Source organism: Neobacillus sp. S1227 (assembly GCF_055385255.1).
Genome location: NZ_AP038276.1, coordinates 4,625,289 through 4,646,387 on the forward strand (window position 1 = coordinate 4,625,289; position 21,099 = coordinate 4,646,387).

General features: G+C 39.7%; 22 protein-coding genes. 11 read left to right on the forward strand and 11 right to left on the reverse strand.

The window, feature by feature from the left end; all coding sequences use genetic code 11:
* Positions 1-185 precede the first annotated feature (185 nt).
* Genes pulA through thpR form a run of 3 tightly spaced genes read right to left on the reverse strand, consistent with a single transcriptional unit; the run spans position 186 to position 3,876 of the window.
* On the reverse strand, positions 186-2,321 hold the full coding sequence (gene pulA, locus ACZ5AE_RS23220) for a type I pullulanase (RefSeq protein ID WP_464566886.1): 2,136 nt from the start codon (positions 2,319-2,321) through the stop codon (positions 186-188).
* Positions 2,308-3,291, reverse strand: coding sequence for a diacylglycerol/lipid kinase family protein (locus ACZ5AE_RS23225; protein ID WP_464566887.1), 984 nt, complete (start codon positions 3,289-3,291; stop codon positions 2,308-2,310). The genes pulA and ACZ5AE_RS23225 overlap by 14 nt, the downstream gene beginning before the upstream one ends.
* A gap of 15 nt (positions 3,292-3,306) precedes the next feature.
* Positions 3,307-3,876, reverse strand: coding sequence for an RNA 2',3'-cyclic phosphodiesterase (gene thpR / locus ACZ5AE_RS23230; protein WP_464566888.1), 570 nt, complete (start codon positions 3,874-3,876; stop codon positions 3,307-3,309).
* Positions 3,877-4,025: 149 nt separating this feature from the next.
* On the opposite strand from thpR, the gene cysK reads away from it, so the two are divergent.
* A complete protein-coding gene (gene cysK / locus ACZ5AE_RS23235) occupies positions 4,026-4,961 on the forward strand; it encodes a cysteine synthase A (RefSeq protein WP_464566889.1) in 936 nt (311 codons plus the stop codon).
* A gap of 112 nt (positions 4,962-5,073) precedes the next feature.
* On the opposite strand, the gene dat is transcribed toward cysK, so the two are convergent.
* On the reverse strand, positions 5,074-5,928 hold the full coding sequence (gene dat / locus ACZ5AE_RS23240) for a D-amino-acid transaminase (RefSeq protein ID WP_464566890.1): 855 nt from the start codon (positions 5,926-5,928) through the stop codon (positions 5,074-5,076).
* A gap of 545 nt (positions 5,929-6,473) precedes the next feature.
* Here dat and ACZ5AE_RS23245 point away from each other — a divergent pair.
* The 4 genes from ACZ5AE_RS23245 to ACZ5AE_RS23260 all read left to right on the forward strand — a co-directional run bounded on the left by ACZ5AE_RS23245 (position 6,474) and on the right by ACZ5AE_RS23260 (position 9,811).
* Positions 6,474-6,695 (forward strand): DeoR family transcriptional regulator, encoded by a 222-nt coding sequence (locus tag ACZ5AE_RS23245; RefSeq protein WP_173058944.1) that lies wholly within the window; start codon positions 6,474-6,476, stop codon positions 6,693-6,695.
* A 140-nt stretch (positions 6,696-6,835) separates the two neighbouring features.
* A complete protein-coding gene (locus tag ACZ5AE_RS23250; RefSeq protein ID WP_464566891.1) occupies positions 6,836-7,369 on the forward strand; it encodes a hypothetical protein in 534 nt (177 codons plus the stop codon).
* A gap of 111 nt (positions 7,370-7,480) precedes the next feature.
* Entirely contained in the window at positions 7,481-8,851 is a 1,371-nt protein-coding gene (locus ACZ5AE_RS23255) for an amino acid permease (protein ID WP_464566892.1), read from the forward strand.
* Between the two features lie 210 nt (positions 8,852-9,061).
* A complete protein-coding gene (locus ACZ5AE_RS23260; RefSeq protein WP_464566893.1) occupies positions 9,062-9,811 on the forward strand; it encodes an AAA family ATPase in 750 nt (249 codons plus the stop codon).
* A 271-nt stretch (positions 9,812-10,082) separates the two neighbouring features.
* Here ACZ5AE_RS23260 and speD read toward each other — a convergent pair whose 3' ends face one another.
* Positions 10,083-10,889 carry an adenosylmethionine decarboxylase gene (speD, locus tag ACZ5AE_RS23265; protein ID WP_464566894.1) on the reverse strand — a complete coding sequence of 269 codons (807 nt, stop codon included), beginning with the start codon at positions 10,887-10,889 and terminating at the stop codon, positions 10,083-10,085.
* Between the two features lie 188 nt (positions 10,890-11,077).
* Here speD and ACZ5AE_RS23270 point away from each other — a divergent pair, with 188 nt between their 5' ends.
* Together ACZ5AE_RS23270 and ACZ5AE_RS23275 are read left to right on the forward strand one after the other, a co-directional pair.
* Positions 11,078-12,331 carry a TolB family protein gene (locus ACZ5AE_RS23270; protein WP_464566895.1) on the forward strand — a complete coding sequence of 418 codons (1,254 nt, stop codon included), beginning with the start codon at positions 11,078-11,080 and terminating at the stop codon, positions 12,329-12,331.
* A gap of 91 nt (positions 12,332-12,422) precedes the next feature.
* The gene (locus tag ACZ5AE_RS23275) at positions 12,423-12,857 is read left to right on the forward strand and encodes a Dps family protein (RefSeq protein ID WP_464566896.1); all 435 of its coding nucleotides are present in this window, start codon (positions 12,423-12,425) and stop codon (positions 12,855-12,857) included.
* Positions 12,858-12,900: 43 nt separating this feature from the next.
* On the opposite strand, the gene ACZ5AE_RS23280 is transcribed toward ACZ5AE_RS23275, so the two are convergent.
* From ACZ5AE_RS23280 to ACZ5AE_RS23300, 5 genes are all read right to left on the reverse strand, one after another.
* Positions 12,901-13,209, reverse strand: coding sequence for a hypothetical protein (locus ACZ5AE_RS23280; protein WP_464566897.1), 309 nt, complete (start codon positions 13,207-13,209; stop codon positions 12,901-12,903).
* The gene (locus ACZ5AE_RS23285) at positions 13,194-14,216 is read right to left on the reverse strand and encodes an anti-sigma factor (protein ID WP_464566898.1); all 1,023 of its coding nucleotides are present in this window, start codon (positions 14,214-14,216) and stop codon (positions 13,194-13,196) included. Before ACZ5AE_RS23285 ends, ACZ5AE_RS23280 begins: the two co-directional genes overlap by 16 nt.
* Positions 14,217-14,702, reverse strand: a complete 486-nt coding sequence (locus ACZ5AE_RS23290) for a sigma-70 family RNA polymerase sigma factor (RefSeq protein ID WP_464566899.1) — start codon at positions 14,700-14,702, stop codon at positions 14,217-14,219.
* Positions 14,703-14,816: 114 nt separating this feature from the next.
* Positions 14,817-15,536, reverse strand: coding sequence for a pseudouridine synthase (locus ACZ5AE_RS23295; protein WP_464566900.1), 720 nt, complete (start codon positions 15,534-15,536; stop codon positions 14,817-14,819).
* A complete protein-coding gene (locus ACZ5AE_RS23300; RefSeq protein WP_464566902.1) occupies positions 15,526-17,157 on the reverse strand; it encodes a putative polysaccharide biosynthesis protein in 1,632 nt (543 codons plus the stop codon). Before ACZ5AE_RS23300 ends, ACZ5AE_RS23295 begins: the two co-directional genes overlap by 11 nt.
* Positions 17,158-17,363: 206 nt before the next feature.
* Between ACZ5AE_RS23300 and ACZ5AE_RS23305 the strand changes: the two genes are divergently transcribed.
* A complete protein-coding gene (locus ACZ5AE_RS23305) occupies positions 17,364-18,638 on the forward strand; it encodes a BaiN/RdsA family NAD(P)/FAD-dependent oxidoreductase (protein WP_464566903.1) in 1,275 nt (424 codons plus the stop codon).
* 9 nt (positions 18,639-18,647) lie between these two features.
* Here the strand turns inward: ACZ5AE_RS23305 and ACZ5AE_RS23310 are convergent, their stop codons facing one another.
* Positions 18,648-18,833: a sporulation protein Cse60 gene (locus ACZ5AE_RS23310; protein WP_213119848.1), complete on the reverse strand. Its 186-nt coding sequence runs from the start codon at positions 18,831-18,833 to the stop codon at positions 18,648-18,650.
* A gap of 140 nt (positions 18,834-18,973) precedes the next feature.
* On the opposite strand from ACZ5AE_RS23310, the gene ACZ5AE_RS23315 reads away from it, so the two are divergent.
* From ACZ5AE_RS23315 to ACZ5AE_RS23325, 3 genes are read left to right on the forward strand one after another with little or no spacing between them, the layout of a single operon-like run.
* Positions 18,974-19,390 carry a hypothetical protein gene (locus ACZ5AE_RS23315; RefSeq protein ID WP_464566904.1) on the forward strand — a complete coding sequence of 139 codons (417 nt, stop codon included), beginning with the start codon at positions 18,974-18,976 and terminating at the stop codon, positions 19,388-19,390.
* A complete protein-coding gene (locus tag ACZ5AE_RS23320) occupies positions 19,390-20,277 on the forward strand; it encodes an FAD:protein FMN transferase (RefSeq protein WP_464566905.1) in 888 nt (295 codons plus the stop codon). Before ACZ5AE_RS23315 ends, ACZ5AE_RS23320 begins: the two co-directional genes overlap by 1 nt.
* Positions 20,270-20,794 (forward strand): ferric reductase-like transmembrane domain-containing protein, encoded by a 525-nt coding sequence (locus ACZ5AE_RS23325; protein ID WP_464566906.1) that lies wholly within the window; start codon positions 20,270-20,272, stop codon positions 20,792-20,794. Before ACZ5AE_RS23320 ends, ACZ5AE_RS23325 begins: the two co-directional genes overlap by 8 nt.
* The last annotated feature ends 305 nt before the right edge of the window (positions 20,795-21,099 follow it).

Below are 21,099 nucleotides of genomic sequence, written 5' to 3' on the forward strand. Positions count from 1 at the left end.
CCTTCAACTTATGCCGTTCTTTGAGGTTGGGGCCCTCATCTAAATCAGAAGTAAAACCAAGACGTGCGAAGGTTTTACGAATTGTTTTTTATTAATAAAAAAAAGCTATTGAATAATAGCATACAATAGCCATCCTAATAAATTTTATCTCCAATAGCTATTTTTCGTCAAGTAATCATGGGAAACTATTTTTTCACTAAAACATTTAAAGATATGGGTTCTGCTTGAATTTCTCCGCCTTGAAAAACTTTTTTTGCCATAATACCGGCTGAATCTCTGTCGGCTAAAACGCTCCATTCCCCGTTTGGAATACTAATCTTGTGTGAAGTTAAAGAAGGATTAGTGATTAGCATAACGACAGAATCTCCCTGTTTAAAAGAACATCCCAAAATTGGCGACGGAAGTGGCAGCCGGCTTACTTGATTGCGGATTTCTGCTGCAGATCTTAACCGGAAACAATAGTATTCTTTTCTGATTTGAATAAGTCCTTTTATATAATCCACATTTTCTTTAAATTGACTTTTGCGATTCCAATCCAGTTGGTTTATGGAATCTGGAGATCGGTAGCTGTTACCTTCACCTTGTTTTGTTCGAAAAAATTCCTGACCGCTGTGAAGGAAAGGTATTCCCTGCGAGAGAAGAACGATCCCTGTCGCAAGGCGATGATACCTCATTCTTACAGCATCATCAACATCCGGCAGACAAGATTGTAACTTATCCCATATGGTATGATTATCATGGCATTCCACATAATTGACGGATTGAACAGGTTCATTAAAGATTCCTGCCCCTTCGGCCTTAATCCCAATACTTCCAGTAATCATTTCAAAGGCCGACTCGAGATACTGTTTATTCCCTAAAGCATATCCCTTATCCAATATATTAAAGGTACTCCCCTTGATGGTATCGCGAAACTGGTCATTGAACTGGGCAATATCAGGCAACTTTGCCTGATTGGCGATAATTGCCTTTTTCTGAAAAGGAAGCGGTGTATTTAAGTTCCAACCCTCACCGAGGATAATAATCCCTTTTGCCAGGCTATCACATACCTTTCTGACTTCGTTCATTGTTTCAACATCCAGGATTCCCATTAAATCGAAACGGAAACCGTCAATATGGTATTCGTCCAGCCAGTAGCGAATGGAATCGATAATAAATTTTCGCACCATTTTCCGCTCGGAGGCAATGTCATTTCCCACACCAGTTCCATTAGAAGGAAGGCCAATTTCATTGTGCCGAAAGTAGTAGCCGGGAACAATTTTTTCAAAAGAGGATTCTTCACGGATATAGACATGATTATAAACAACATCCATAATGACCCTGAGGCCGGCTCTGTGAATTTGGTCAATTAAATCTTTTAACTCGGATATCCGGGAATACGGGTCAGAGGGATTGGTGGAATAGCTCCCTTCTGGAGCATTAAAATGGAGCGGGTTATAACCCCAGTTATACTCTTTGTCTGGATTCCATTCATCGACTCCCGCGAAATCGTGGAAAGGAAGGAGTTCCAAGTGGGTGATGCCTAATTCTTTGACATAGGACAGGCCTGTGGGTTCTCCATCCAACCCTTTGGTATTTAATTCACCAGCACCAAGATACAGTCCTTTATTTTTCACACCACTTTGAGGGTGTATCGTAAAGTCTCGGATATGGGCTTCATAAATGATCGTCTCAACTGGACTGGTTATCGGCGGCACCTCTACCCTTTGCCGTGCTGTCTTCTCTAAACAAACAATAACTCCATGCTCCCCATTGGCTGATACCGCCTTGGCATACGGGTCCACTGCTTCCCGCCATTTATTGTTAACCTGTACAAGAAAACTATATTGATACAATTCCAAGTCGCGATGAATATCTAAACACCATACACCCCGGTCCCCTAGCTTCATTTTTATGATTTCCGCATACTGCGTGGCGGGGTGGCGCAATTTTAATTTCACCTGTGTAGCTGTCGGAGCCCATAATTTAAATTGGGATCGATCATGTTGATACGTTACCCCCAAGTCAATTCCTTCATAAAAAAACTTATTATCAAAAGCTTCCGTCCGAATAACTGCCCCTATTTGAAGGTCCGTCCTGCCGCCGTGGTTATCAGCAATCACATATTCTTTGCCAAAGCAAATCTCATCAGCAGACCGGCAAGTATATTTCAGATAATTTTCAATAGGGATTTTATCGATGATTTTCAAAGGACTCTTTTCCGCACCGCAGATTATAGAAAATGAAGATGACTGGCCATTGTAGTAGGAAAGGGGAAGAAGTATCGTAATAATGGTCATCTCATCCAAATAGGCCTCAAAACTCCTTTTAGTGGATTCCATTCGAGTCCCTCTCTTTCAAATCAACTTCGTCCTTATAGTGCATACGCGTTAACACATGTAAAGCTTTTGGAATAATCTCTGCCTTTAATGGAATATGTCCAACATGCTCCCCGTCTCCATGAACATAGAGCTCTATATCTGAACGAATTGTTATATCTCTTCCCTTAAATGATTTTACCGCTTTGAAATAACTATGCTTCCCCCAAAAAACACTGATAAAAACAATTAAAAGTTTCAGTCTTGATAATTCATGGACAACTGTAATATCAAGTAAACCATCCTGCGGTTCAGCAGCAGGTGCAATTTTCATTCCGCCCCCATAGTAAGGCTGGTTGGAGACAGTCACAAACCATGTTTGTTTAAATTTATGCTCTTTACCGTCAATTGATAAATCAATTGTAGAAGTTTTATAACAAAATAGTTCTTTCAAAAGAAAATAAACATAAACCAGACGGCCCAAAGAGAATTTGTTTAGCAGGGCTTTTACTCGCGAATGATTGACCTGATAGGCAATCAATGCATCAAATCCGGCCCCCATATTATTAATAAAATATTGCTCGGACTTGTCCTGAATCGTAATTTTCCCGGCATCCATTAATGGCGCATCACTTTTCATCAGGCGGAGCATTACTTTTAGGGCGGCAGCTGGGTCCGCTGGAATTTGAAAGCCTCTAGAAAAATCATTTCCCGATCCGCCAGGTATAAATCCTAACGTAATAGTTGGATGGTAAATGATTCCATTCACTACTTCATGAAGCGTCCCGTCACCTCCGACGGCAACGACGATTTTAGAATGGTTATTCCTGGACGCAATTTGCGCAGAAATTATTCTAGCATGTCCGGAATGCTCCGTAAAAAAAGCCAAATAAGAAATTTCCTCAGCCTTCAATTTCAGCTCAATTTTTCGCCAAATTTTATAACAATGGCCATTTCCGGCTTTAGGATTTATCACAAAGTATAATTCTTTCATAGTAATCAACCTTTTTTATGTTTGTAAAGGAAAAAGTTTAATGGCTTCATATTTCGGTGTTTGGTTGAGATGGGTTTGATATAACACCACTTCTCCAGCTAGAAAAGGGAGCGGTTCGGGCTGAAGCTCTTTCCAAATTGTGAGCTGCTCATTTTGGAAGGGAACGCCCCCACGCCATTTTCTTGCCAGTGTGATATGTGAACGAAACGGCCTTTTTTCGAGCGCAAATCCTGCTCCCTCACATGCTTGGAATACTTTTTTTTGCAGGGCTTGCAGTTCGGGGCTTTCTTCTGTGTTCGCCCAAAACACTCTCGGGGAATCCTTCGCACCGAATATCCCCAATTCATTAATTTTAAGTGTAAAAGCTTGTTCAGATTTTAAGCCTGATTTGACATTGTTTACGGAAGCTTCAAGCATTTCAACGGGAGCAGACCCCAGGAACGCCAATGTGATGTGCAGGTCCAGATGGTGTACCCAGCGCTGGAAGGGAAGCGCTGTTCTTAATTGTTCGATATGGTTTTTCATAATTCCTTTCGTTTCTTCAGGAATTCTTATAGCATAGAAAAAATGAGTTTGATGTTCCACTGGCTTTTTTCATTCCTTTATTTCCATATTTAGTATTTTTCCTTTTCATTATATCTATTTTACAGCTTAGATTATCCGATATTTTTTACATTGGAATTATTTTTATTTATTATAGAATTTAGAAGCAAAGGAAAGGATGGTCCCTCATAGTGAAAGTTGTCAATAATATTGCAGATTTAATCGGACAAACACCTTTAGTCAAACTCAATCGGATCGCTCCTAAAGACGGGGCCTCAGTTTATTTGAAGCTGGAATATTTTAATCCAAGTAAAAGCGTGAAGGACCGAGCTGCTTTCAATATGATTGTAGAAGCAGAGAAGGCAGGAAAGTTAACTCCAGGTGCAACAATCATTGAGCCGACAAGCGGCAACACAGGAATCGGGCTGGCCATGAATGCAGCGGCACGTGGATATAAAGCCATTATTATTATGCCTGATACAATGACACAGGAACGCATTAATATCTTAAAAGCTTACGGGGCTGAGGTTGTGCTTACCCCAGGAGATGAAAAAATGCCAGGTGCCATTAGGAAGGCCCAGGAACTTGCCGCTGAAATACCAAACAGTTTTATTCCAATGCAGTTTGAAAATGAAGCAAATCCCAATGCACATCGAACTTCCACAGCTTTGGAGATTATCGAGGCTGTTAAAGAAATTGGTAAGCCGCTTGGCGCGTTTGTTGCAACTGCGGGAACAGGTGGTACGATTACAGGGACTGGTGAAGTGTTAAAGGAACATTTTCCGAATATTACCGTACACGTCGTCGAACCAAAGGGATCGCCTGTTTTATCAGGGGGCAAACCCGGAAAGCACAAGCTTGTCGGAACAAGTCCAGGGTTTATTCCGGAGATTCTAAATCAAGATGTTTATGATGAAATTCATCAGATTAGTGATGAAGATGCCTACGATATTGCGCGGAAATTAGCGGGTGAAGAAGGACTCCTTGTCGGCCCGTCATCAGGCGGAGCATGCTTTGCCGCTTTACAGGTTGCCAAGCGTTTATCTCCTGATGAAATCGTTATATGCATAGCCTGTGATACAGGAGAACGGTATTTATCGAGTGATTTGTTTCAGTTTCAATCCTAGGGCCTTGTGATTGAACTAGCGTGATTTACTCTCGGATAAGCCTGATTTACTCTCGGAAGCTGTTTTACCATGATATATAAAAAGACGTGGACCCTATTCCACGTCTTTTTTCTTATAACGCACCGCATTGTTTTTCAATTTCTTGAGTAAACAAATCCTGTAATTTCCTCGTTACTGGGCCGGGCATCCCGTTCCCAACCTTTTTACCCGCAACTTCAATGATCGGCATAACCTCACCAGTTGTACTTGATAGGAACACTTCATCAGCAGCAGCCAATTCATCTAGCGTAAACGTCCGTTCCTCAACCGGGATATTGTTGGCAGCACAGCCCTGTAAAACAACGTCCTTGGTAATCCCTTTTAAAATCAAGTTATCCGATGGATGCGTGATAATTACTCCATTTTTCACAATAAAAATATTAGTAGAGCTTCCTTCAGTAACATCCTGTCCACGATGCAGGATTGCTTCAAAACAGCCCTTTTCAGCAGCCTGTTGTTTGGCAAGGATACTGCCAAGCAAGTTTAAGCTTTTTATGTCACAGCGAAGCCAGCGGATATCCTCTGTAAGTATCGTTTTCACACCATTTTTCAAATTCTCAGCCGGCCTTGGAAGCTCTTTCGTATAGGCAGTCAGGGCAGGTACAACTTCTTTTGCCGGAAAAGAATGATTACGAGGTGCAACACCCCTGGTAACCTGCATATATACAATGCCGGTTTTCAGAGTATTTTTTTCAACCAGTTCCTTTAGCATATCTGATAGTTTTTCTGCAGAGTATGGGAGTGTTATACCGATACTTTCTGAACTTTTTTCGAAGCGATCCAAGTGCTCCTTAATTGTAAACATTTTTCCGTTATAGACGCGAATGACCTCATATACCCCATCACCAAATTGATAGCCGCGGTCTTCAATGTCGACCGTAGCTTCTGATCGATCTATCAGCGCACCATTTAAAATTGCATAAGTCATTTTCCAATACTCCTTTTTAAACTATTTTACCAGTGGTTCACTCCTAAGTTTTCTTACTGAAAATATCTTACCAATATTTTCGAAAAAAGCGAAGTTCCGGACAGCCTATTCGTCTTTTTTTCTTGAGTTATAATTGAGATATTTTTCCTAAAAATTCAAAAAATTATCATAATCCAAACATGTATCCCCATAACTTATAGTATGAAAATAAATGAAAACTCGCCGATTGACTAGTCTGATAGTGCGAAGTCAGAGGCGTAGTTGGATTTTTGCTTTCCTATTAGCTAAAAAAGGAGGGAGAGATTCTCAAAAATTTGAAACCTTGTAAGCATTTTTACGTAAACTTTACTATTGTGGTAGAAATTTTCTGAAATTATGGGTACAATATGGTTAGATGTATGACATCTAAGTACCACTTCAATGATTCCAAAAAAGGAGATGTCTGCGCGGAAAAGAAAACTACATATATTGAAGAATCTTCTTCAAAGAGGCTGTCGGTAGAGGGATTAAGCCATAGGTTTGAAAAAAGGATAGGGAGTGGTTCTTTGAAACCTTCAACTAACCGGATGTTAAACCGCATCAAATGTATCTACATGTTTATCCGCAATAACGGCACTGTCACAACGCAGGAACTTGTAGAGGAATTTGGTATCACTCCTCGCACCATACAACGAGATTTAAATGTCTTAGCCTATAATGACTTGGTAATCAGCCCAAGCCGCGGAAAATGGACAACAACAGAAAAGAAAGTGAAGATGTCATCTTAAATTATCAACAAAAATTTCATTTAAACATAAAAACAGCACAGGTAAAATTTACCTGTGCTGTTTTGTTGCTTTCGAAAGGGGAATCTCGTGTTTTGACAGAATATTATTAAAAGGTGAAAATTTTAAAGGGCGGGTCTTACATGACAATTTACAGCTATTCCTCAATTCTTTCTGAAGGAGATGTGAAATTCCTTCTTAATCTATTACCAAATAATTTAGAACCTCTTCCTGATATTTATCTTTTCGAAGATTGGCAATCTGTAGTTTCATTAATAGCATCTCATGCCACCCTTTTTGAACGCTACAGTCTATTAAAATCTATTATTCAAAAAGGTGTCTTTTCCACCTATAACTTTAAACACAATATAATATTCATTTACCTTTTTAATTTACCTTATAAAGATAAGCATTTAGTCAAACTCCATGGTGCCTATTGTTTATTTCATGAAATACGCCACCATCAGCAGTTTTCCCTTAACAAACAGCCGTTTCGTTTATATTCATTAAACTCAGGATCCTACAGCCAACAATGGGTTGAAAAAGACGCAAACCAATTTGCCGTCAGGTGGATGAGAAAAAACCGGAAATCCATTAATGATAAATTTCATCTGTCAGATTCATCATGGGATATTAGGGTAAATGAACATAATCGGCTTAGAATCGTTTCACAATAATATTACTAATATAATATTTTCTTTGACAAACGGAGGAAAAATGATATATTAGTATAAAATACTTTAGCGCTTAAAAGCGTTTAAGCAGAATAGAAAAGTAGGTTGGTTAATGTGAAAAAAGGTCAACAGGATTTAAAAAAAGGGTTATTGCCTAGGCATGTACAGTTTATAGCATTAGCAGGCATGATTGGTACGGGGATTTTTAAAGGAAGTTCTGATACACTGCATATTGCAGGTCCGAGTGTCATTATCACCTATTTGATCGGCGGACTGTTATTATTTATCGTTATGGCGGCTTTGGGAGAGATGGCGCTTGCCAACCCCAATCACAATGTCCAGCATCTTGTCCATAAAGCCTTTGGATTTCGCGTTTCCTTTATCGTCGGTTGGCTTTATTGGATAAACTGGATTCTCGTCACCATCGTGGAACTCCTGGCCGCAGGAAGCTTCTTGCAATTTTGGTTTCCGACTGCCCCGCTATGGCTGCTAAGTTTTATATGTGCAGCGGTAATAGTCGGGATCAATCTTTTTCAAGTAAAATATTATGGCGAGCTTGAATTTTGGTTTGCCGGAATCAAAATCCTTGCCTTAGTGGCTTTTATTGTCTTAGGAGCGTTGCTGATATTTGGATTTATTCCAAGCACCGTACATGACCCGGTATCAAATTATACTGGAAACGGTGGGTTTTTTCCTAATGGTATTGGCGGGATAATGAGCGCCTTTTTGGTTGTTATGTTTTCATATGGAGGCGCAGAGCTAATTGGAGTTGCCGTTACAGAAACGAAGGACAGTGAACGTGTTCTGCCGCAAATTATTAAAGGTGCTATTTTCCGTGTAATCATTTTTTACATTTTTCCAATCCTTATTATTTGCGGAATAATGCCCTGGAATCAGGTAACTGGCGAGGATAGCCCCTTCGTTCAGGTATTCGGCAGTGCCGGACTGCCGGGTGCGGCCCACATCATGAATTTTGTTTTGTTAACAGCCGTTTTGTCTGCTGCCAATTCTGGCATTTATGCAACTTCAAGGACACTTTTTTCAATGGCCCAAAGTGGTGTAGCACCGAAAGGGCTAGCTAAGACTTCTGCAAACGGAATTCCTATTGCAGGGATCTCCATTACAAGTGTATGTATTGCGGCAGGTGTTTATCTCGCATATTTAACACCCAGCCAAATCATCAGTTATCTTATGACCATCCCTGGTTTTACAGTCATGTTAATTTGGACTAGTATTTGTCTGGCACAATTAAAGCTACGCCCTGTATATCAAAATAAACCGGGGTTCATGGTAAAATTCTTTCCGTATACCACGATTTTTGCAGTTATTTCGTTAAGTACCATCTTTATTATGTTTCTGCTTAACCCTAACAATTTAATTGGGTCAAGTGTTTGCGTAATAACGGTTGTATTATTGATTCTTCTTTCATTTTTTACACAAAAAAGAGAGAAAAATCTACAAATAAATCCTTCAAGAACTATATAAACGGGAAGAAGAGGAGGACATCATTGTCAGCCTCTTCTTTTTTATTGCTTTATTGCAGATTTAAAAGTCCCTAGAAATATTGAATTACGGAATGCCGAAACTGCTGGGCTGTTTCAGATAAATAACGACTTTTAGAACGCCATTAAAATATTCTCCGTTTCTTAAAGCCAAAATGGTAAAATGGTTAAAAATCCTTTGGAGTCGATTCAGATGAATTTTTTCGGAGACCAATATATTAGAAGTGTTAGATTAAAAAATGATGGCATCCCCTCAAAAAGATATCCCTTTAACCTAGCTTGCTTAAAAAATTGGGATGAACTCTTTTTTCATTCAAAAGTTACATTCCTCGTTGGAGAAAACGGAATGGGGAAATCCACACTTTTAGAGGCCATTGCAGTCTCAATGGGCTTTAATCCGGAAGGCGGGTCCTTCAATTTTAATTTTTCGACCTATGACTCTCATTCAGAACTTGGGGATTATCTTAAAATAATTAAAGGGGTTGAAAGGCCGAAGGATGGCTTTTTCCTAAGGGCGGAAAGCTTTTATAATGTGGCCTCTAATATTGAAGAGATGGATCGTGAGATATTAGGTCGTCCAGTCATAGATTCTTTTGGAGGGGTTTCCCTTCACGAACAATCCCATGGTGAAGCCTTTTTCTCAACATTCCTCCATCGATTTGGAGGCAATGGAATCTATATTTTAGATGAACCGGAAGCTGCCTTATCTCCATTACGGCAAATGTCGATGCTGACACGGATTCATGATTTAGTAAATGAGAACTCCCAATTTATCATTGCTACCCATTCACCAATCATCATGGCCTACCCTGATGCGAAAATTTTTGAGTTCACTGAAGATGGCATTAGGGAAAGCCGGTTGGAGGACACAAACCATTTCCGGATCACAAAGCAGTTTTTTGAGGATAAAAATAGGATGCTGCATCATTTATTGAATAAATAAATTTCAAATTTTTCCGTTTTTATCGCAGTTTCGTGCCTCTTCTATAGGACCGTTTTCCAGTTCACCCGCCATTTCGGTCACGCAGCTCCCTTCTACGTGACCAGTTTTCCAGTTCACCCGCCATTTCGGTCACGCAGCTCCCTACTACGTGACCGGTTCTCTAGTTCAACTGCCTGTTCGGTCACGTAGACCCCTTCTATGTGACCGGTTTTCTTGTTCAACCGCCAGTTCGGGGCACATAGACCTCTTCTACATGACTATTTTTCCAGTTTTAGATAATATTTTTCCCATAAAAAATCTCGTCCATTTCAAGCTTAATTCTCTCCGTAATTTCTATAACCTCATCAGGGGACAATTTATCTTTTGTATAGCCAAATAAATAATGATTAAGGTCAAATTCCCTCAGCTTGCATTTGGTGTGAAAAATGTTCTCTTGATAGACATTCACGTCAATCATATCAAACATTTCGCCGACGTCCTCAGGAATATAGTTTTGGATGGAACTAATTTCATGATCAATGAACAGCTTATATCCATCCTTATCACGCGTAAAGCCTCGAACACGGTAATCGATTGTCATCACGTCCGTTTCAAAGGAACGGATTAAATAATGGAGCGCCTTAAGAGGAGAAATCTCTCCACATGTAGAAACATCTATGTCTGCCCGAAATGTGCTGATTCCCTCGTCAGGATGATATTCAGGGTATGTATGAACGGTAATATGACTTTTATCTAATTGGAGGACTACAGATTCCATCAACGGACCAGGTGATTCCTCAAAGATTTCAGACGGCGCATTTTCAACCGGGCCTTCCGATACTAAGATGGTGACACTTGCTCCCGCAGGCTCGAAATCTTGACTCGCGATGTTTAATACATGTGCTCCTATAATGTCTGCTACATCTTTTAAAATCCTAGTTAACCGCTCAGCACTGTATTGTTCATCGATGTATTTTAAATATGCTTCCCTTTCTTCTCTCGTTCTCGTATAACAAATATCATACATATTAAAACTTAATGATTTCGTCAAATTATTAAAGCCGTGTAATTCGATGCGCTGTTGATGTGTTAATTTCATTTCACTTCCCCCTAAAGACCTTTTTCGCTTATAAATAATATTAATTTACCCATTAATCCTCATTTTTATGGAATTTATCAATTATAAGCAGGTGCAAAGTGTTGCCACTGTATTATTTTTGAAGAAAACCCTAATTTTTTTCAAATTTCGGAGGAAAATAATTGAAGGATTGACAATGAGGTGAAGAAATGAAAAAAAGGTTTTTGATCGTATTGATATTCCTAATACTAATGCCGAACCTTGCGAGAGCAGAACCAATAAGCAACAAGGTGAAGGCTGCATTTGTAAGGGACGGATATCTCTGGACGAAGATAGATGGAAAGGAAGAAAAAATTACAAATGAGTCGGCAAAATATCCATATCCGCCCCAATGGTCCCATGATGGTAAATGGATTGTGTATCAAGTGGAGCCTAAAGAGAAGCAACATCCCAATGTAGAATTCCAGACGGAGATTTGGGTATACAATATAGAAACGAAAAAACATAAGAGAATAACTTTAGATGGAACTAATCCGAAATGGTCCCCAGTGGAAAACCTTGTTGCTTTTAAAAGCGGTGGGGTCTTAAATGTCTCCAATCTTGAATCTTTTTATAATATTGCTCTTGGTGTGGGAGACTACAATTGGTTTCCGGATGGACGGGCTTTTATCACAAGCTCAGGGGCTTCCCTAAGGCCTGATGGATGGACCAATCCCATTCTCTACAAGATTGGACTTGAAAGGAACTTAGACAAAATCACCAGTCTCACTAAAAATGCGAACAGGTTCTATACCATTCCCAGTGAATTGAAAAAAGGGGACGTCAGTTTGTTAGCAATTGATGCGACCGATTTCAAATTTTCTCCTGATGGAAAATGGATTTCCTTTATGGTGAGCCCTACTGCCTCATGGTCAATGGACAGCAATCTGGTTTGTGTTATCTCGTCTGATGGGCAAACGTTCGAAGTTTTAGACGAAATTATTTGGGAAGTGGGGGCACCAAAATGGGCGTTTCAGCAAAATCGGATTGGATATATAGCGGGAGGCGGGAGAATTGTCTCCGGCTTTAAGAACAAAGATATGAAGGTCACGGACCTGCCGGCCTTTCAAACTACCAGCCTGACGCCTGAACATTTTGCGGAATTAGGTTTCACTTGGAAAGATGACCATTCTCTTTATGTATCAAGGGTAAAAGAAAGTGAATGGTCAAATAACCCAAAACAGCGGCCCGATCCATCGTTATTCTTAATAAAAATCGGCGATTCACCACAGAAACAAATTACCCATCCGCCAAATGACTATGGAGACTACGATCCAATATATCTTTCTGCAGCTGGTAAAATTACTTGGCTTCGTTATCAGGATATAGCCATGACAACAAGAGATTTATGGATTTCAGACCCTGATGGTAAAAACGCCAAGGTATGGATTAAAAATGTCGGGGGCTATGATTTTTTTGAGTAAAAAACCTTATTTATAATTATTATAATTTAGTATTGATTATAATATTGTATGTGTTATAATTAAAACAGATAGAAAATAGGAGGAATGCTAAATGACATTAGAACAAGTTCTAAACCAACAAATTGCAAACTGGAATGTATTATATACAAAGCTTCATCGTTTTCACTGGTATGTAAAAGGGCACCACTTCTTTACATTACATGCTAAATTTGAGGAATTATATGAGGAAGCTGCTGCTACTATTGATGAATTTGCTGAGCAATTACTTGCTATTGGGGGTAGTCCCGTTTCAACTTTGAAAGAATACCTAGAATTGGCAACAATTAAGGAAACAACCGAAACTTTAAATGCTGAAGAAATGGTTCAAGCTATTGTAAAGGACTTCACACAAATCATTGATGAGCTTCAAGATGGAATGGAAACTGCTGAACAAAAAAATGACGAAGTAACCAGCGATATGTTCCTAGGTCTGAAAGGTAAATTAGAGAAACATAACTGGATGTTAAAAGCCTATTTAGGTGCATAATCAATAAAAAAGGACAAGGCATAATTGCTTTGTCCTTTTTTTATTAAGGTTTATAATTTATTCCCAGCGATGAAATAATCATCAATAATGTAAAAATGAGCAGAAAAATGTTAAGGGAAAGTCCCCAGATGGCGTATAGTCTCGATCTTTTTAATGTAAATAGACCAATGATTCCAAGAAAAAATCCCACAATCGGCAGCTGGATAATAAAGACTCCAGGGAAAACTTTTTCTTTTATTAACAGAGCCACATTTAAACCGGCCAATGAGATTAGTGCAACCAAAAAAGATAGAAATCCTGATATGGTGGGGAGGCGTCTATCCCCCTTTTTTTTCTTTACTCCCAGTTCCATAGTTTCACTTCCCCCACTTTCACTGCACGAATTTCCTTCATGTTTTGCAGCTTTCTTAATTCTTCTGTCGGGCCAGTGATAACGGCTCCATAAACATTTATACCATGTTTTTTAATATAGGACAGCCGGCTATTTAGGGCTAATGATTTTGCACGAGCCACCTTTTCAGCAACCGGTTCATTTTTCTCGAGCAATGATAAGATGTCCAAGAACACTTCTTCATTTGTTTGGTCATAGGATCTAAATGGAGACCATATCGTTGGATCATATTGTGCAGGGTAACCGAGAGGCGTAATGGGAACACCTTCTTTATCCACCTGGGCAGCCTCCATTCCCGTATCAACAGCCAGCCAACGAAGCTCCATATTATTTGGCAATTGCTTTTGTAACACTTCCGGCTTCATTACTTCATTTAACGAGACATACACTTCAGCAACCGTCCCGTCCGGCAGCTTATTTAAAATGTCCCATTGATCTGTTTTATTAAATGGGATGGAGGCCTTCGGATGGAACAACACTTCGGTTTCCTTGTCAGGAATTTCAGGCAGTGGACGGTCTAAAAGCATATTCTTCTTTGGAAAATTAGGATGGTCTAGAAAAAAATCGATTTCATAGCTTCCCGCCCGATAATCCTCTTTCCCGATTCTTTTTAAAACATCAAAGCTGATATTCATAGAAAAAAAGCCAATGTCATCTTCCAGCTTTATTTTTTCCAAGCCCATATTGGGTTCCGTTACATAGATTGTTTTTGTGACTACGTCTATCAGATGGTCGGCGCGCCCGCCGATACTGTAATACAAATTAGTCGTTAAAGTCATAACGGGAACAATCAGTAACAGGATTGCAAGGCTAATCATGATGTTCGTTCTTCGAGCCATATTTTTACCAATCGTAACGATTTCAGTTTGACTTTTTTTAGAATAAGGTTGTATTTCACTTACTTCATTCAGTGTTTCGTTTAGAAGTTTTTGATAATCATCTTCAAATTGATTCTTATCCTCGCTCATCTAACTACTCCTTCCCTTCACTTTTTCCATAACTTTTTTCCGTCCCCTGTGTAAATGGCTTTTCAGTGTATTTAAGTTTATTTCCAAAATTTCTGCTGCTTCACTGTAAGAAAGCTGGTGTAAATCACATAGCAGAAGAACATGCTTTTCCTGTTCCTTTAACGAGTGGATATCATTTATCAATAATTGAAAACTCTCTTTTTCCAGCAATCTTTTTTCCGGTGTTTCTTTAGATGAATGCCGCTCCTCCTTAGGTTCCTGAATGACGAACCGTTTATTTTTCCTTTGCAAATCAATGAAAGCGTGGTAGGCGACCTTAAACAGCCACGCGCGGATATTCGAGATTTCATAGTCCTCTAGATGCAAATAGGCTCGGTAAAAGGATTCCTGAACCAAATCCTCAGCGACAAAATGATCCTTTGAAAGGGAGTACAGGTATCGGTATAAATCATTTACATTGTCACGGTATACTTGATCTAACTCCACTCTTGTTCCCCCTTTCACGATAACCACGTTTAACGATAGCAAAAGGTTGCAATTTTGGAAAATATTTTTATCTTAAAACTAAATATAAAAGCAGCCCGCAATTAGGCTGCTTATTCACGTCAACTGATAATTTTTTAATAACTCTATTTCTTCATCCGTCAATTCCCGATATTCCCCGAGTTCAAGAGTTTCATCAAGCTGCAAGGGTCCCATTGTAATCCGCTGTAAATAAACGACTCTTTTGCCTACAGCTTCGAACATTCTTTTCACTTGATGAAACTTCCCTTCGGTAATCGTGAGCTCGATGTCTGAATGGATACCGGATTTTATAATTTTCAATTCTCCCGGTTTAGTATGATACCCATCATCCAGCACCACACCTTTTCCAAAAGCCTTCACATCGTCCTCAGTTACCTCACGATCAATAACTGCAAAATAGGTTTTCGGGACATGTTTCTTTGGGGACAAAAGTCTGTGTGCCAATTGACCATCATTGGTAATCAGCAGCAATCCCTCCGTGTCCTTATCAAGGCGGCCGACAGGAAACGGCTCATACACCTGATCTTCCATCTCAAGTAAATCAATGACGGTTTCTTCGACGTTATCCTCCGTTGCTGAAATAACTCCAGGAGGCTTGTTCATCATCAAATAGATAAACTCTTTGTATTCAATCACTTCACCGTTTAATGTCACGATTTGTGTATTTGGATCCACATGCTGCTTTGCATCCTTGATAACAACATCATCTATTTTAACAGCGCCGCTTTTTAGAAGCTGTTTGACTTCCTTACGGCTGCCAAAGCCAAGATTAGCGAGCATTTTATCAATTCTCAACAGCTTTTCTCCTTCCAAATAATTTTAATTTGGATAGTAAACGGTCTACTCTATTTCCAAATAAGCGTCGTGCCAGACCCGATTTTAATCCAAGGTAAAAATAAATACCAGCACCTGCAATAGCACATATAATAATGATGATTACAGATTGGACCTTTGATTCCGGACTTAAGAATAACAATAATAGGCGGTAAACCACCTCAGTGCCTGCCCACATAAGCCCAGCACAAATCACAATTAACAAACTCCTCCGCCAAACAAGCCTGAATGGATATTGAGCGAACTTTTTAATTACAATTATATTGATAATAATCGAAGCAGTATATCCAAGAGTTGTCGCCAAAACCGCCCCTTTTATTTCCATCATTTCAATCAGCGGAATATTTAAGGTTAATTTGATTAATAATCCGACAAGCAAACTTAAAATCGTAAAGCGTTGTTCATTAATTCCTTGGAGGATAGCAGCTGTGACAGAATACAAGGAAAACAAGATTGCGACTGGAGCATATGCACCCAATACACCAGCACCAAGTAAATCATGCTGATAGAAAGCTGTATAAACAGGCTCAGCCAGCAAGGATAACCCGACTGCAGCAGGCAGCGTTAAGAACAGCAGCACTTGAAAGGTTTGGTTTAGCTGGTGGTTTAAGTTTTTCCGGTTCCCTTCAATAAATGCCTTCGTGATACTAGGAACGAGTGCTAAAGAAAAGCCGGTTGCCAGTGAAACCGGGATAATGACAATTTTATGCGATTCGAAATTCAAAATGGAAAAGTAATCATCCGCCACCTTGGCCTTCCCGATGGCAGCCATGGCCTTTGTAAAGGTAAATTGGTCAATCGATTGAAATAAGGGATTAGCAATCCCGACAAGCACAAACGGAAATGCGGAAATGAAGATTTCCTTGTAAATTTCCTTTAGTGAGATATCCATCGTGCCTTTATCATGGGTTAGAAGTTCGTCCAAATGCGGTTTTCGTTTATACCAATACCAAAATAACACAAGTAAGCCGCCGATCGCTCCAATAAATGCTGCAAAGGTAGCTACACTAACAGCGGTTACCATTTTGCCATGAAACATGTGTAAAACGATATAGGCTCCCAAAAGTGTAAAGGTAATCCTGACGATTTGTTCAATTACCTGAGAAAGAGCTGAAGGCCCCATCGATTGATGGCCTTGAAAATAGCCTCTGATGAGACTCATAAAGGGAACGACTATTAAAGCAAAGCTTACCGCACGCATGACCGTGGTAACATTTCCAATATTCGCTTTTTCATCCCCTATACTCATTTCCGCTAAAACGGGGGCAGCAATATACATTATCAAAAAGGCAGCGAAACCCGTTGCCAGCATAATCACTAAGCCGGATTTAAACAGCTTCCTGCCAACAGCATATTCTTCCAGTGCATTATATTTGGAAATAAATTTGGAAACGGCAAGCGGAACTCCTGCCGTTGCAATACTGATAAAAATTGTATATGGGACATAAGAAAATTGATAGAGGACAGTCCCTTCACGTCCAACAATCTGAAAGAATGGTATAACATAAATAAGTCCAAGAATTTTTGAAAGAATCGTTCCAAACGTTAATATAAACGTTCCTCTTAGTAGCTTAGATTGCATAGAATCCCTTCCTGCTTGCAGAAATACGAGCACATATTTTTTTAAAAAATGCAGGCAAAAAATTCGACGTTTTTTGCACACTATTGATAGTTTACAACTTCTTCTCCCTCGATGCTACTCACAACCAAAGCAAATTTGTGAAAAATCGTTTATTTCCCTTATGATATGTTTATAATGAGGTGAATATAGTTGAAGTTGGTGTAAATATGAATTTTGATGTAATTGTCATAGGCGGCGGGCCATCAGGACTAATGGCAGCCATCGCCGCAGGTGAAAATGGCGCAAAAGTGCTGTTAATTGACAAAGGGGACAAGCTTGGCAGGAAGCTGGCCATTTCCGGCGGCGGGCGCTGCAATGTCACGAACCGCCTGCCTGTAGAAGAAATTATCAAGCATATCCCGGGAAACGGCAAGTTTTTATACAGCGCTTTTTCGATATTTAATAATGAAGATATTATTCGTTTCTTTGAAGGGTTGGGAATTACCTTAAAGGAAGAAGACCATGGGCGAATGTTTCCAGTTACAGACAAAGCTCAGTCGGTCGTCGATGCACTGTTAACTCAATTAGAAAAATTACAGGTCAAAATTTTCAAAAATTGCGCTGTCGCCGAGGTCCTATTTGAAAACGGCCAAACCGCAGGAGTCCTGTTAAGGGATGGACAAAGGATTGCCGCGAAATCGGTTGTAATTGCAGTCGGAGGCAAATCGGTTCCGCATACAGGGTCAACAGGGGATGGCTATGCCTGGGCAGAGAAAGCTGGCCATACCATTACAGATTTGTTCCCGACCGAAGTGCCTGTAACTTCCGCTGAGCCTTTTATTAAAAATAAAACCCTCCAAGGTTTATCGTTGCGTGATATTGAACTAAGTGTTTTGAATCCAAAAGGAAAACCGCTGATTTCACACCGGATGGACATGATTTTCACCCATTTTGGTATCAGTGGGCCGGCCGTTCTTCGCTGCAGCCAGTTTATTGTCAAGGCGATGAAAAAGTGGAATTTAACACAGGTAACAATGAGTATTGATGCTCTCCCTGACCGCAACGAGGAAGAGATTTTTCAAGAGATGATGAAGCTTGTAAAAGAAGAACCGAAAAAAAGCATCAAAAATACGTTTAAAGGATTATTACCCGAACGGTACCTGTTATTTCTGCTCGAACAAAACGAGATTGATGCTTCGGTGCAGGGCGGAATGATTGCTCATGAAAAAATCCGCAGTTTCGCAAAAAGCTGCAAGCAGTTCGAATTTAAAGTGAATGGAACGCTCTCAATCGAAAAGGCATTCGTTACGGGCGGCGGTGTCTCCGTTAAAGAAATAGACCCAAAAACGATGGGTTCCAAGCTTATGAATGGTTTATATTTTTGTGGGGAAATCCTTGATATCCACGGATATACGGGTGGATACAATATTACCTCTGCACTTGTTACTGGAAGACTGGCCGGGACCAACGCAGCCCTTTCCGCCAAAAAACAATGGGCCTGATTCTACATGTCAGGCCCGGTAAATAATCATCGCTGAAAAACAATAAATTTGATCCTCTTCTTCCTCTTCCTGGAAAGCGGCGACATTATATTTAATATCCAAGAGACTTTTTTCATCCAATCCCCTTAAAAAGCGATTCATTTCCTTCTCCAAATCCTTCTCATGTTCACGGTCAAACAGCTTTACCTGAATCATTGGACTCTCCCTTTCTTTTTTTCTATCATTATAGCCATTTTTTCAGAATTTTAAAAATTAATTTCCATCAAAAATTAAGATGAAGTTAAGGTTAAGCCTATACACTTTTTTGTAGGTCAGTTAAGTAAGGAGAGATTCACTTGGATAAAAAACAAAAGATCTCCTGGGGAGTTAGCTTTGGGAGTTTAGCATTAGTAGCAGGAATGATGTCATATCTAGGATTATCAAACGGCAGTAAACAATTTACCACGAATCAGGGGACAGCCGCGCAGCAGCAGGATGGGTCTGGAAACCAGCCACAGCAATTTGGAACCCACTCTGGGCAAGGAGAGAACAGCTTTGGCTCCCAATCCCAGGATGGGCAAGGAAGCTTTGGAATCCGTCATGACCAAGACCGTTTTGGCGGGGATTATTCTGGACAAACAAACGGAGATAATGACTCCTCTGACTCAAACAGTGGGTTCTCTCAAGATGACAGCAGGCAAAATCAATTTTCAAATAGCGACTCTGGATTCGGGCATCATGGCGGCTTTGATACGACGACAGGTGGTACCTGATGTTAAACTATCAATTTAACTCTATGAGTACTACTGTAAAAATTGCCATTAGCTATGAGCTTTCTGACCATGATTTAAGCTTAGTCTATCAGCTATTTGAATTAATTGATAAAACCTGCAGCCGCTTTAGAAACGACAGTGAGTTGTCTCTTTTAAACAGGCAACTTGAAAAGGAGGTCATTGTCTCATCTGAAATGTATTCGATTTTAACAGAAGCGGATAAATTTTTCTGGGAGTCAAACGGTATCTTCAATCCAGGAATTTTATCTGCTCTTGAAACAAATGGATATAATCAATCTATTGAATTTGTCAAAGGTCAAAATATGGACCTGCTTCTAGATGCTGTCGGGGTAACATCCCAGCCATTTGAGTTAAACCGGGACCGGCAGGCGGTTACGCTCCGCACGAGAATCGACCTTGGCGGCATTGCGAAGGGGTGGGTGATTGACCGTGCCATTGAAATGCTCGGTAAGTATGGCTATGGATTCATTAATGTTGGCGGCGACATGCGAATTTTTGGAACAATGCCCCGCCCGCTGAACATCGGGATTGAACATCCAATGAATCCATCCAATATGATTTCATCTATTCAGGTTCAAGAAGGGGCCCTCGCTACTTCTACTTCGGCAAAGCGAAAGTGGTTTGTAAATGGAGAATTAAAGCACCATTTAATTGATACAAGAACAGGTCATTCATCCGAGAGTTCCATTATTTCCGTCACTGTTACTGCCCCGACTGCTACAGAAGCGGATGTTTGGGCTAAAATCATTCTTTTAATTGGAGAAAAGGACGGACCGGGAAAGGTTTTGGAAAAAAAACTTGGAGCCGTTTTAATCAATCAAAACTGGGGCATTTGGAAAGGAGGAAATTTAACTGGAAATGGTTGAGTGGTACCTAATACGTACGACAGGAACTATTGCCTATGTTTTGCTTTATTTGTCTGTCATGATTGGTCTTTATACACAAGTACAGAAAAAACGAAAGCAAAAAATTGCTGTGCCTTTAATCTGGCATGAGTCATTATCGAACTGGTCTTTTATCCTTACTTTAGGACATGTCGTCATTACACTTATTGATAAGTATATGTCATTTCAGTGGTTCGAAGTGCTGATTCCATTTCAAACAGACTATCAGCCAATCCCAATGGCACTAGGCATACTTGCCCTCTACTTCTTGATTTTAACCATAGTAACATCAAAGGCCCGAAAAGCCATCGGCTATCAGGCTTTCCGGAAAGTACATGCTTTAAACCCGATTCTTTATATTTTTACAACCATACATGGACTTATGATGGGTTCAGATTTTCAAGGGGTTATTGTAGCAGCTATAAACCTTCTTCCATTTATGGTTTTTGGGATATTGCTATTAAAGGGTGATAAGGAATTGGGTGCATCAAACTTATAAAAAAAACAATTCCGAATTGGAATAACGGGTTTACTTTAGAGGTGCAATCATTTTAAACCACACGGCAAAACACACTTAAATTCACAATATGATTCACAGTGCGATTTTTATTGATTTATCACCATTTTAGAGAGTTTTAATTGATTATCATTTTCTAATTCACATAGTAAATCACAGGGTATAAAATAATTATTAGAGGGTGTGTGAATTTTAAACTACCCTCAATGCATCTAAATGGGGTTCACTTGATTTTTTTGAAACTTTAGAAGTCTTATCCTTAATTGAGTAACTAGTGATAATAAAAT